We start from the raw sequence: 12,595 nt of genomic DNA on the forward strand, positions 1-12,595 counted from the left end.
GCCGTACGGTGATCACATGACCACGGTGCTCATCGTCGAGGACGACATACTCGTCCGCGAAGCGCTCAGCCGCTCCCTGACGTCCGCGGGTTACCACGTGGACGCGGTGGGCACCGCGATGGAGCTGATGCGCCGGCTCGTGCCCCCGTTCCCCGATCTGGTCGTCCTGGACCTCGGCCTGCCCGACCTCGACGGCGGTCAGGTCCTGAAGATGATGCGGGCCGTCAGCCGGGTTCCGGTCATCATCGCGACGGCACGCAGCGACGAGTCGGACATCATCCGGCTGCTGCGTGACGGCGCCGACGACTACCTGGTCAAGCCGTTCTCGGGAGAGCAGCTCGCGGCGCGGGTGCTGGCGGTGCTGCGCCGCTCGGGGGAGGCGCCGCCCGACACACTGCAGGTCGGCGACATCTCGGTGGACCTGACACAACGGCTGGTCACGCTGGCCGGCGCGGTCGTCGACCTCAATCGCAGGGAGTTCGACCTGCTGGCGTACCTGGCACGGCGGCAGGCCGCGGTGGTCACGCGCCGGGAACTGCTGACCGAGGTCTGGCGGGGCAGCGACGTGTACGACCGCACCATCGACGTCCATGTGTACTGGCTCCGGCGGAAGCTGGCCGAGAGCGGTGGGGCCCGCGACTGGGTGGAGACCGTCCGGGGCGTGGGACTGCGACTGGTGGTGCCGCCGGCATGACTCTGCGCACGTGGCAGCTGCGCCTCTCGCTCGGTATCGCTCTGCTCACCACGCTGGCCTTCGCCCTCCCCCTCGGGTACGCGGCACGGCAGCAGGCGGTGGACCGCGCACAGCAGCGGGCGGAGCGCAGGGCCGCCGTCCTGGTGACGGTTCTCGCGGCCACCCGCGACCCGGGTGCGGTGCACGCCGCGTGGCAGATCACGGGTGAGGACGCGGCCTCGACGTGCGTGCGCCTTCCCGGAGCCGCGGAGGTGGGGCGTTGCCGGGCCGATGAGGACGCGATCCGGCGGGCCACCGCGGAGGCCCGGGCGGTCCGGGCGCGCGCCGCGGACGGGCAGGAGGTGCTGCTGCTGCCCGTCCGGCTGCCGGACGGACGCGCGGCCTTCGTGGAGTCCCTCGTCCACGAGGCGGACAAGACCGACGGGGTGGCGGCCGCGTGGGCGGTGCTGGCCGCCGCCGTCGCGGCGCTGACGGCGATCGCCGTCATGGGGGCGGACCGCATGTCCCGCCGGCTCGTGCGCTCGTCGGCCGACCTGGTGCGGGCGGCAGGCGCCGTCGGCCGGGGTGAGCTGGGGGTCCGCGTGCACGTGGGCGGGCCGCAGGAAGTGCGCAAGGTCGCTGCGGCGTTCAACACCATGACCGACCGGATCGCCGCTCTGAGGCAGTCGGAACGTGAGTTCGCCGCCGACCTCTCACACCGGCTGCGCACTCCCCTGACCGCGCTGAGGCTGGAGCTCGACCTGGTCGAGGGTTCGGTGGCGGACCGTCTGCGTGCGGCGGTGACCGCCCTCGACCAGCAGGTGACGCATCTGATCGGCCTTACCCGCAAGGGTCCGGGCGACACCGCCGCGGTGGTCGATCGACACAGCGATCTCACCACCGTGGTGGGAACCCGCATGGCCTTCTGGGCGACTCTGGCGCGCGCGCAGGGAAGACCCTGCGACGTGACGATCGACCCGGAAGCGGTCGCGGTCGAGGTGGGCGAGGAGGACATCGTGGCGGCGCTGGACGCGCTGCTCGGCAATGTCTTCCGGCATACCCCTCCGGGCAGCCGGTGCGATGTCCACGCCGGACTGCTGGACGGCGTGCCCTCCCTCGTCGTCGAGGACTCGGGGCCGGGAATCCCGGCGTGTGACGCCGCTGCGGTCCGTGGTCACAGTGGAGGAGCGTCGAGCGGCCTGGGGCTGGACATCGCCGCCCGAGTCGCCAGGGAGGCGGGGGGACGGCTGGTGATCGGCACGGGCCGCCACGGCGGGGCGCAGGTGCTCCTCCGGCTCGCTGGCGAACAGCGGCGGTGGAACCGGCGGGACGCGCACCACGTACCGGAGGGCTCGTCCCCGGCGGCGGACGCCGCGTTCTGACGCGTGCCCGGATCGCGGGACCGGCCCGTTCGCACCGGTACCGGACAGCCTGTCAGGTCTCCGCTTCCAGGACCGCCCGGGTGTCCGGGCCGTACACACCGGAGGGGTCCGTCCGAATCCCCCGCAGCGCCTGGTAGTTCTGCACGGCGGCCTCGGTGGGCTGACCGTACACCCCGTCCAGCGGTGCCGTGCCAATGCCGGCCGTCCGCAGCCGGCGCTGCAGATCGAGCACGTTGTTCCCCCGGTCGCCGCGTGCCAGTACGGGCGCGTCGTCGACCGAACCCGCCGGTCCCAGACCGGTGTTCATGGTCGTGGTCGCGGTTGTGGTCGTTGAGGGCGGGGATTCCCTCGTTGCCCCGGACGAAGGCGCGCGGGGCCGGCTCGCAGGCGCGGTCGTCTCCGGCGCGGGGGGCGGGGAGGTCTTCTCCGGCGAAGAGGCCTCGGGCGACGCGGAGGCGGACGGCGCCAGGAGTGCCGGTGGGTCGAAGGGGTCGACCGGCCGCGTGAACAGGTGCACCAGGGAAGCGGCCAGCACCCCGAGCACCACGACCGCCGCGGCCACCCACATGCGGTTCCCGAGCCACCGGCGTCGTGTCCGGACGTCGTCCGAGCTGCCTCGTCGGTGCTGTGGCATCGGCAGTTCCACTCCTCCTCGACGAACTCCGCAGTGCACGCGGGACGGCCGGCCCACAGGGGCGCCGCGGCGAGTCTAGTCCCGCACGGACCACCCTCGCGGCCGGACCGGTGATCCACGTCCGGCCGGGCCGGATCAAACACCGGCACCGTGGACGAAACCTGCCCCGGCCCTGCGGAGTGTTCCCCGGGAAGGGCGCCGGAGGACCGGCCGCCCCATCACATCCCCGACCATCGGAAAGGTGTCCCGTGGCACGACACAACCGCAACTCCCGCCGCCGGCTCAAGACGGCCGGCGCGGCCGTGGCGGCCGCCGGCTTCATCGCCGCCGGCTCCGTCGCCCTTGCCGACACGCCGCAGCGGCAGGCGGCCGAGGGCCTCGAGGTGATCAACGGAGTCGCGACCTACCACTCCGACACGACCATCGGACGCCTGTCCGTGCCGTCGTCCTGGAAGAAGATCGTCATCGGTGCGGACGTCACCCTGCGCGGCAACTTCCTGATCCCCGACGATCGCACGACCGCGTTGACCATCCAGGGGGAGAACGCCCGTACGTCCCAACTGGTCGGCCACGGAGGCCATGTGAAGGACACGGACCACGCGGCGGTCTCCACCGACGCGAGGATCGACCTCACGCTGAAGACCTTCACCTCGCTGAACCCGCGCCACTTCCACATCATCGCCAAGAAGGCCAAGGTGCTGGCCTCCGGCATCCGCGTCATCGACGACCGCGACGAGTACCACAACAACTCCGACGGCTTCGGAGGCGGCGACGGCTCGGTGATCGAGAACTCCTACTTCGACACCTGGGACGACACGTTCAAGGTCTACAACGGCGACCTGACCGTGCGGAACACCACCGTCCTCCACAACGGCAACGGGGCTCCGGTCCAGATGGCGTGGGGCGACTACGGCCACGGCACGCTCGTCGCGGACGGCCTCAAGGTCGTGTCCCACTCCCAAAACCACTACAACCAGGGGGTGTTCTCCTGGGCCGGAGGCACGGAGTCGGACAGCCGGACCGTCAAGCTGACCGGACGGGGGCTGATCCGGAGCACCGCCCCGGGCATGCGCACGGCGCCCCTCTACGTCTGGAAGGACAACGTGCGCAACAAGACGATCAACGTGGTGGGCGGTGAGTGCGCCGCGCTCCGCAGCACCGCCTCCAACACCGTCTTCGAGCCGGGCGCGCGGAACAACAAGGTCGACGTCACCGACTGCGTGTGACATCACACCCCCCGGGCGGGGCCGGCGCGAGGAGTGGACTCTCCTCGCGCCGGCCCCGCCGCCGTCGGCGGTCCCGGTCAGCGGGGTTCGCCGCCCCAGGCCAGGTCCCCCGCGATGTACGCGGTGATCCGCGGTGCCTCGCTGTAGGAGCCCGGGCTCGTGCGGCTGTGGTCGTCGGTCTCGTCGAAGTTCGACCAGTCCGCCTTGCTCGCCCTCAGCTGGATGTCTCCGGTGTGGGCGCCGGGTTCCAGTGAACCGCCGGTGAACGAGACCTCCAGGTAGGCGTCGGCGCCGTCGAGGGGCTCGGCCAGGTTCACCGTCTTCAACCGCAGGCCGGCGCACCCGAGGGCCGCGTGGTCGCACCACGCGTTCACGGCCGCGGACCCGTCCCGCGTGAACCAGTAGCGGACGGTGACGTCGGTCAGGTCGACGGGACGGTCGCCGCTGTTGACGATCCGCAGGTGGGGCCGCAGTGCGTTGTCCCCCGTGGTGTCGTCGTTGCTGCGAGCCAACACCGTCAGATCCCCGCTGGGAACGCCCGGTTCCTGCGTGCGGACGGTGAGCGGCGCCGAGGCGGGTGACATGTTCCCTGCCGCGTCCCGGGCCCTCACCGTGTACCGGTGGGACGTCCCCGCGGCCAGGCCGCGGTCGACGTAGGTGGTCTCCCTCACAGGGCCGGCGATCTTCTCGCCGTCGCGGTACACGTCGTAGCCGGTGACCCGGACGTTGTCGGTGGCCGCCCGCCAGGTCAGCGTGATCCTGTTGGTGGTGGAGGTGGCCGAGAGGCCGGTCGGCGCCGCGGGCGCCTCGGTGTCCGGCTCCGGGGCCTCGCCCTGGGCCTCGGACAGGCTGATGCCGGTCGTGCTGTTCTCCCCGCCGAGGCGCACCTGGTGGTCGAGGCTGACGAACTTGCCCTGTTGCTGCCACAGCACGGGCTTGAGGAAGCCGTACTTCTCCTCGTCCCAGGTCACCCAGTCGCTGTTCAGAAGACCGCCGGTGTCACCCGAGTTGGGGTTGAGACACCAGAAGGTGTGGTGCAGGCCCTCGTCGGAGATCAGCCCGCGCAGCGCCTTCATCCACTTCTCGTTGGGGCCGCCGTCCAGGAAACCGCCCCACTCGCCGATCAGCAACGGCGAGGTGTTCTCCTTGTGCAGGTAGAGCCAGTTGGGGTCCCAGACGTCACGTTCCAGGGTCTCGCGGTCCCAGTCCCCCTCGAACCAGGGCTGCTGGTACACGAGCGGTCCGTAGTCGTGCGGTGAGTAGACCAGCTGGTCCTGGTGCGCTCCGAGGTCCACGGGGTGGTCGCGGGCGCCGCGCAGATTTCCTCCCCACCAGTTGTTGTGGAAGGCCTTGGGGTTCTCCGAGTCCCAGCTCGTGCCGTCCATGGGGTAGGTCTCGATGCCCTCGCACAGGATGAGCACCTTGGGGTTGATGGCGAGGATGCGCCGTCCCGCGGTCTCGCAGGTGTGCTTGAAATTGTCGGTGTCGGTGCTGCCGTCCCACTTGGCGCGCGGGGTCTCGTTGAACTTGCCGTGCGGTTCGTTCTTGATGTCCATCGCGACGACGGTGTCGTCGTTCTTGTAGCGGGCGGTCACCCACTCCCACGCCTGGTAGAACTTCTCGGGCGTGATGGACCCCTTCCACCAGACGGGGTACACGTGGCCGGAGTTGTCCGCCTCGGCGCTGTGGACGTCGAGCATCACCTTGATGCCGTACTTCTCGGACAGGTCCAGCCAGTGGTCGAAGATGTCCAGGGTGCTCATTCCCGCGAGTTCGGGGTTGGCGGCGGCGTTGATGCCGGTGGCCGGGGCGAGGTTGCCGGCCTTCCACTCGAGCAGGAGCTGCGTCGAGATCGGGACGCGCACCATGTTGATGCCGCGTTCGGCCATCTGCCGGGTGACCACCTCCAGGTTGGCGGTCCACAGGCCGTGGAAGACCCGCTCCGAGGTGTTGAAACCGAACCAGTTGACACCGGTGAGGCGGACCGGCTTGCCGGCCTCGTCGACGATCTGGTTGCCCTCGGTGTGCAGCCAGTCCGCCTGTGGGGCGGTGGCGGCCGGACGCGCCGGGGCGTCCGGAGCTGCGGAGGCGGGCGCGGTCACCGCGGGCACGGCGGCGACGGCCAGGCCGAGGAGCAGGGAGGCCGCCATGCGCCATGGACGGCGTGGTCCTGCCGCAGCGGGGGTTGGTGCGGGCATGCGGGTACTCGCTTTCTTCCAGTGGAATCGGATGGTGCGGACGGGGGTGCTGGGCCGACGGGACGGCGGGGGGTGGCCGCCCCGCCGGCGGCGGGGGACGCGGCCGGCGTACGGGCCGCTTCGTCGATCCGTCGGGCCGGGCCGCGGACCGATGGGAGGATCGCTCAAGAGGGCTCGTCGCCCCAGGCGCGGGTGCCGTCGAGGTACGCGGTGACGTGGGGGGCGTCGGCGTGTCCCGTGGCGGGTGAGTGGCTGTGGTCGTCGCTCTCGTCGAAGTCCGACCAGTCCGCCTTGGCCAGGCGCAGTTCGATGTCCCCGGTGTCGGCGCCGGGTGCGAGGCTTCCCCCGGTGAACCCGACCTCGACGTAGGCGTCGGCACCCGGCACCGGGGTGCGGAGTTCGACGACCCGGGCAGACACGCCGGAGCAGCCGAGGACCGCGTGGTCGCACCAGACGGTGACCGAGGCGTCGCCGTCGCGGGTGAACCAGTAGCGGACCGTCACATCCTCGAGGGCGACGGATCGGGAGGAGGTGTTCACCAGCCTCAGTCCGGGCCGCACCGCGTTGTTCCCGCTCGCGCCGTCGTTGTCCCGGTGGGTGACCCGCAGTCCGCCGACCGCAGGGCCCGAAGGCTGGGTGGTCACCGTGAAAGGGGCGGACGCGGCGGAGACGTTGCCCGCCTCGTCCCTGGCCCGGACGGTGTAGGTGTATACGGTTCCGGGACGCAGCCCGGTGTCCGTGAAGGCCGTACCCTCGACCGGGCCGGTGTTCACCTTTGCGCCGTCACGGAACACGTCGTACCCGGCGACGACGCCGTCGTCCTCCGCCGCCTCCCAGGCCAGTGCCACGCTGGTGGACCGGGCCAGCGTGCCGTGCACGGCGCGCGAGGCGTCCGGGGCCTGGTTGTCGCTGCCGTCCGGTGAGGCGGGCACCGCGGGCCGTGAGTTGCGGACGAGCATGGTGAACTGCTCGTGGAACCAGTGCCCTGCGAGCGGTGCGTCGGGCAGTGCCCCGGTCGGCTTGCCCCCGGCGTTCGGAGCGATGTGGGCGGGGTCGCACATCGGGTCGGCCCGCTTGCCCTCGTCGTTGGGGATGTCCTTCGAGGCCCCGTCCGACTCGCCCGGCGGCTTGACCCAGACGTAGGCGTCCAGGTGGGCGCCGGGCAGGTCCCGGGGGGCGGCCTGCGGGGCGCGGCCGAGGCCGGCACCGGCGACGTTGCACCACAGGCCCCGGTGGGCGCGGCGGTCCACGGCTGACTGCTTCACATGGGTGTCGATGTCGCCGCTGGTGCTCTCCCCGGTGGGCCGGGCGGCACCGCCCCAGCCGTTGCGGCTGGTGTCGATGATCATGCCCGTGGTCGCGGGCCAGCCCTTCGCCCGGAAGGCGGACCAGAGGGCCGCTGTGTAGTCCGCCTCGTCGAAGGCCGGGTTCCATTCGTAGAAGCGGGAGCTCTTCAGGGGCAGGCCGCTGATGCTCAGCCGGCGTTCGGGGTCGGTGAGGAAGGGTTCGGTGGTCGGTGTGTAGTTGGCGACGTTGGTGGCGAACCCGTCCACGCTCTCGAGTCCCGCCCGTGTCCCCTCGGCGACCTCGGTGTAGAGGTCGACGGCACGCAGGTTGGTCTCCCAGCCGAGCCAGCCGGAGTGGGCGATGTCCATGTACGTGTAGACGTTGGGTAGGGCGTGCAGCCGGTCCAGCGCGTAGCGCACCGCCTCCACCTGTATCCCGCTGCTCTTGGCCTTCGAGCACTCCGGATCGAGGAGGTTCGTCACCAGGTTGGGCAGCCCGTCGGGCTCGATCACGGTGACGATGCGGATGTCCGCGTACTCGGGGTCGGCCATGATGTCCGCGATCCGGTCGATGTAGTCCTTCTTGTAGCGCTCCAGTCCGGCCTGGTCGAGGGGCAGTTCACCGTTGGATGCCAGTGCGGCGCAGTCACGTCCGGGAAGGTCGTAGATCACGAAGGTGGCGGTGATCGGCTGCCCGGGCCGCTTCTGCGAGCGGGCGAGGTCGAGGTGGTCGCGCAGGCCCTTGCGGCCGTTGTTGGCCTCGCCGCCGCGGACGGCCGCGATCCGGTCGAGCCACACGGCGGTGGGACGGTGCTTGACCGCGGACATCCGGTCCCGGAGCGTGGTGTCCGCCGTCCGGGCGATGGACGTGTCGACCAGCTCGGCGTAGTCCGGATTGAGGTAGGCCGTGGCACCGACGAAGGGGTTGTCCTGGTGCGGCTCCCCGGCCGCGGCCGGTTCGGCGGCGGCGGGTAACGGCAGCAGGAGCAGCGATACGGCGACGGCCGCCAACAGGCCCGTCCGGGCACCGCGGGTCGGGGCGGTTCTCATGGTGCGCAGATCCCTTCGGTCGGTGGCCGTCGCGAAGCCCGGTGGGCTCCCTGCGGCCGGAGTCGACGGCAGCGGAGAGACTCACCGTCGGGCTGAGGGTCAGGTGCGTGTGCTACTGGGGCGGGCCGTCATCGCGGCAACGACCGCGCCGGGCGGCGGGTACGTCGGAGCCCCACGAGCGTGGTCGTGTGCGGGCGACCTCGCGCTGTCGGGCGCGCGGGACGGCGATCGGGCGACCCGCCGCTGCGGGAGCGCTCCCACACCTGCGGCAAAAGGATGGCTCGTTTCGTGCTCGCCACCGCCGACATGCGGCGTTCCGGCCGTCAGCTCAGGCAGGCCGACGGGCGGACGCCCCGGAATCATGTCGATCGCGACCACATGAAGCCAGCGCGAGCGGGCCGTGTCAAGAGGTCGGACACCTCGGCCTCCGCGAGGGGCCGACGGCCAGGGAACGAAAGGAAGCCCCAGGCCGACCTCTTGACGTCGCCGGCGGGGACACCTCACCCTGCTTTCGTTGGGAGCGCTCCCGCTTTCGAGGGCGCCTATCCGCTATCCCACCGGAAATTCCGGGTGGCCCAGACCGCCCGCTCCCCGGCTCCGCGACCCCGCCCCGGCCTGCCCGGACAGGCGGGCTCGACGGCGCTTTCTCCTCACTTCCGGATGGACGAACACCGACATGACCTGTCGCCAGACATCGGCGTGGGCCCTTGCGGGTCTCGCCCTCCTCGCTCTGCTCATGACTCTGCTGCCCGCTCAACCGGCCGACGCGCACGGCGCGATGGTCTCCCCCGCGAGCCGCACCTACGCCTGTTACCTGGACGGACTTCACCCGAGCGGAGAGATCGACCCGGTCAACCCCGCCTGCGCCGACGCGGTCGCCGTCTCCGGGACGCAGGCGCTGTACGACTGGTACGGCGTCCTGCGCTCGGACGGTGCGGGGCGCACCCGTGGCTTCATTCCCGACGGGCAGCTGTGCAGCGGCGGTTGGCCGAAGTACGCCGGCCTGGACCTCCCCCGTGCGGACTGGCCCGTGCAAGGGCTGCGGGCCGGTGAGGAGTACGAGTTCACGTACGCCGCATGGGTACCGCACCCCGGCAGCTTCCGGCTCTACATCACCAAACAGGGCTACGACCCCACCCGTCCGCTGCACTGGGACGATCTGGAGCCCGTCCCCTTTCTCACGGCCGACCCCCAGCCTCCGCTCACCGACGGCGCCTATGGACTGCGGGGCCGGCTTCCCGAAGGCCTGACGGGCCGGCACGTCGTCTACAGCGTGTGGGAACGGTCGGACAGCACGGAGACGTTCTACAACTGCTCCGACGTGGTGCTCGGGGACGACGAGACCACTCCCCCGCCCGAGCCCGACCCGGCGGACTGTTCCGCCTCGGTGGAGGTGACGCACAACTGGCCGGGCGGCTACCAGGCGAGCGTCTCGGTCACCAACAACGGCCCTCGCAAGATGACGGACTGGGCCGTCCAGTGGACGATGTCCGACGGCGCCGAGCTGGGCGACGGCTGGAACGGCACCTTCATGCAGACCGGGAGGACGGCCATGGTGCACGCCCCGGACTGGAACAAGAGCCTGGACCCTGGCGAGACCGCCACAGCCGGTTTCAAGGGGACGTCCGACGAGGTGCCGGCGTTCGGGTCCGTACGCTGCGGTTGACCTCCTCACCGGGCAACGGGCCGGCGTCCGGGGAACGTTACGGGTGCGTTGCGCAGGGCTTGAGCCCGCCTTCGGTCACGCTGCGGACGTTGCCGGACTCGAAGGGTGATCGCAGTCTGGGGCTCCCGGTGCTGCGGAAGCGCCTCGCCGTACGCGGTGAGCCGTACACCTGGAAGCGTTCGGGGACCGGTGACCGGAATCAGCGGGACCGGAGCGCGAGGTCACCACGGCGATGTCCCGGTCGGGCCGGTGCCGCCTCGGGACGGACAGGCACCAGCCCCGGCTGGACCGTTCCGGTGCACGGGGCACGGGTCCACGGCGACGGAAAGGAGGGGGCGATGCGCGATACGGGCCGCCCCACGCCACGTAGCGGATGACGGGGGTGCGGCCCGGAGGCCCTCGGGGGTGTGCGTACCGCGCACCTCCGAGGCGCACCTCCCGGGTCCGGGCGCCCGCACCCGGGAGGTGCCGTCCGCTACTCGAAGACCAGGGCGGGAGCTCCACGGAGGCTGAAGCCCCCAGGACCGGCGGCGTTGTTCCCGGTGATCCTGGTCCCGCCGATCCGCAGGTCGCTCACCGTCAGCTGCAGGGGAGCCCTGGACTGGTGGACGAGGTTGCGGGGAAGCCTCTTGTCGCCGTTTCCGCTCAGCCGCTGGATCTCCGCGGTCGTGAACAGTCTGTCGACGGTGGTGTTCTCCAGCCGGATGTCCCTGAAGGACTGCGGGACCGTCTCGTTGGAGAGCGCGACGATCCGGGTGACCGGCCCCAGGACACGGGTTCCGCTGACGGTGACGTCGCTGATGGTGCCCGACCCTCCGTTCTCCTCGTAGTTGAGCAGGCCCCAGTTGGAGTTGGTACCGGTCCACTCGGCGTGCAGCACCGTGTTGTCGCTCACCGTGACGTCGGAGATGGTCTTGCCGTACCAGCCGAGCTGGAAGACGGCGCCGTTGTCCATCTGCCACAGCGTGTTGTCGCGGACGGTCGCACGGGAGCTGTAGAGCTTGACCGCGTCGTCGAAGGCCGAGATGAAACAGTTGCTGATCGTGGTACCGGGCAGAGCGGTGATGCCGTCACCGTTCCATCCCCAGTTCCCGAGCACCTTGACCCCTTCGACGGTGCCGCCGTAGCGGGACTCGTCGTCCGCCACGGCGGTGATCTGGTCGTCCCGGTGACCGCTGATCGTCCAGTGCGGGGCGTTGACGACGGTCACGTCGTGGAGCCGGAAGCCGTCGGTGCCCAACTGGACCATTTTGACGGTGTGTTCCCAGCAGTCGTAGGTGCAGGATGTGGCTCCGCCGGTGCGCTTGTCGGCACGCCAGTCGAAACGCTCACCGGACAGCACTCCCCAGCCGGTGACGGTGAACCCTTTCTGGCGGGCCTTGGCCGGCGTGGCGGCATCCACGGCGCCGCGCACGTACGCGCCGGGGGCCAGGTGGACCCGTCGTACGGACTCGGGCACCTCCCAGTAGCCGAGGTCGTGCACGCCGCGTGCGAAGACGACCGTCTCGGCGGACGCCGCACGACGCCGGTCGGGGAAGGAGGCCCAGTTGAAGGACCGCCGGTCGGCTCGGGCACGGTCGCCGCCGTCACAGTTCGCCGAGGAACAGGTCCGTTCCTTCGGTTCCGACCGATAGACGGTCGGACGCTTCCCGTCCACGTCGACCGCGTACAGGTCCGACGTGGCCTGCTCGGGCAGTCCCGGAGTGGTGCTGACACCCACGCCCGCTGCGGGGGCGGTGGCAGCCTGCGGTGCGGTGGCCCGACCGGTGGCCCCTTACGCGGAGCCCCACGTGAGGGCGGCGCAGACCGTCAGAACCAGACTGCTGAGGATCACCACGAGTCTCGCGCGTGGATACATGTGTGTTCCCTTCCCGTGCCGCCCGGTGTGAGCGGTGCCCCAAGAACACGCGGAAGGGCGGACGCGGGTTTCGCCACACCCGGCGGAAGGCGACCGACCGTTGCGGACGGATGCGCGGTGTTCAGCTTCCCGAGATACGGGGCTCCTGACGTACACACGGGCCGGGCGGCCGCCCGCCCTTCCCTCGGACATCTCACCCAGTGAGCGCACAGCACATCATCGCCTACCCGCGCAGGCCCCCAGGTGGCACGGTGAACCGGCTTCCCCGCAGACCTGGTACCGGCCCCGTTCGCGGGCGCGCGTGATCATGACGCAGCAGGTCACGCGGAGGCCCGCCGCAGTGGAGTCGGCCGCGGCCGCGGCCGCGGCTTCGGTGTCGGACGAGGATGCCCAAGCCGAGGCCCATGGCGCCGGCACAGTGGACGAGAACGCCACCGGGGCAGGCGGGGTCGCGGTAGCGGCCGGAGGGGCAGGCGGCATCCACAAGGCACGCCGCTTCGGCCCCGAAAGCAGTCCACTCACTCAGGCCCCATGCCGCGGACGAGCCAGGCACCTGTGTCCAGGTCCCCGTCATGACGGCCACCAGGTCAGCAAGCTGGGACGCTCCCGCACCCGATGCTGA

The 12,595-nt window shown here is 71.0% G+C and carries 8 protein-coding genes; 4 read left to right on the top strand and 4 right to left on the bottom strand.

All coding sequences use genetic code 11. The features are described from left to right. The first annotated feature begins 16 nt into the window (after positions 1-16). Together F1615_RS13555 and F1615_RS13560 are read left to right on the top strand one after the other, a co-directional pair. The gene (locus F1615_RS13555) at positions 17-694 is read left to right on the top strand and encodes a response regulator transcription factor (RefSeq protein WP_149549191.1); all 678 of its coding nucleotides are present in this window, start codon (positions 17-19) and stop codon (positions 692-694) included. After that, the gene (locus F1615_RS13560; RefSeq protein ID WP_149549192.1) at positions 691-2,055 is read left to right on the top strand and encodes a sensor histidine kinase; all 1,365 of its coding nucleotides are present in this window, start codon (positions 691-693) and stop codon (positions 2,053-2,055) included. Before F1615_RS13555 ends, F1615_RS13560 begins: the two co-directional genes overlap by 4 nt. Positions 2,056-2,107: 52 nt before the next feature. Here the strand turns inward: F1615_RS13560 and F1615_RS13565 are convergent, their stop codons facing one another. Then, complete coding sequence (locus F1615_RS13565) at positions 2,108-2,362, bottom strand: peptidoglycan-binding domain-containing protein (protein WP_149549193.1); 255 nt, start codon at positions 2,360-2,362, stop codon at positions 2,108-2,110. 575 nt (positions 2,363-2,937) lie between these two features. Here F1615_RS13565 and F1615_RS13570 point away from each other — a divergent pair. After that, positions 2,938-3,915: a hypothetical protein gene (locus F1615_RS13570; protein WP_167533734.1), complete on the top strand. Its 978-nt coding sequence runs from the start codon at positions 2,938-2,940 to the stop codon at positions 3,913-3,915. Between the two features lie 77 nt (positions 3,916-3,992). Here F1615_RS13570 and F1615_RS13575 read toward each other — a convergent pair whose 3' ends face one another. Both F1615_RS13575 and F1615_RS13580 read right to left on the bottom strand, forming a co-directional pair. After that, positions 3,993-6,065: a cellulase family glycosylhydrolase gene (locus tag F1615_RS13575; RefSeq protein WP_208818305.1), complete on the bottom strand. Its 2,073-nt coding sequence runs from the start codon at positions 6,063-6,065 to the stop codon at positions 3,993-3,995. Positions 6,066-6,277: 212 nt separating this feature from the next. Continuing rightward, entirely contained in the window at positions 6,278-8,449 is a 2,172-nt protein-coding gene (locus F1615_RS13580) for a glycoside hydrolase family 6 protein (RefSeq protein WP_149549196.1), read from the bottom strand. A 736-nt stretch (positions 8,450-9,185) separates the two neighbouring features. On the opposite strand from F1615_RS13580, the gene F1615_RS13585 reads away from it, so the two are divergent. After that, a complete protein-coding gene (locus F1615_RS13585; RefSeq protein ID WP_149549197.1) occupies positions 9,186-10,115 on the top strand; it encodes a lytic polysaccharide monooxygenase auxiliary activity family 9 protein in 930 nt (309 codons plus the stop codon). 475 nt (positions 10,116-10,590) lie between these two features. Here the strand turns inward: F1615_RS13585 and F1615_RS13590 are convergent, their stop codons facing one another. After that, positions 10,591-11,835 (bottom strand): hypothetical protein, encoded by a 1,245-nt coding sequence (locus F1615_RS13590; protein ID WP_149549198.1) that lies wholly within the window; start codon positions 11,833-11,835, stop codon positions 10,591-10,593. Positions 11,836-12,595 lie beyond the last annotated feature (760 nt).

It is taken from the genome of Streptomyces marokkonensis (assembly GCF_008312835.1).
In the GTDB taxonomy this organism is placed as follows: Bacteria; Actinomycetota; Actinomycetes; order Streptomycetales; family Streptomycetaceae; genus Streptomyces; species Streptomyces marokkonensis_A.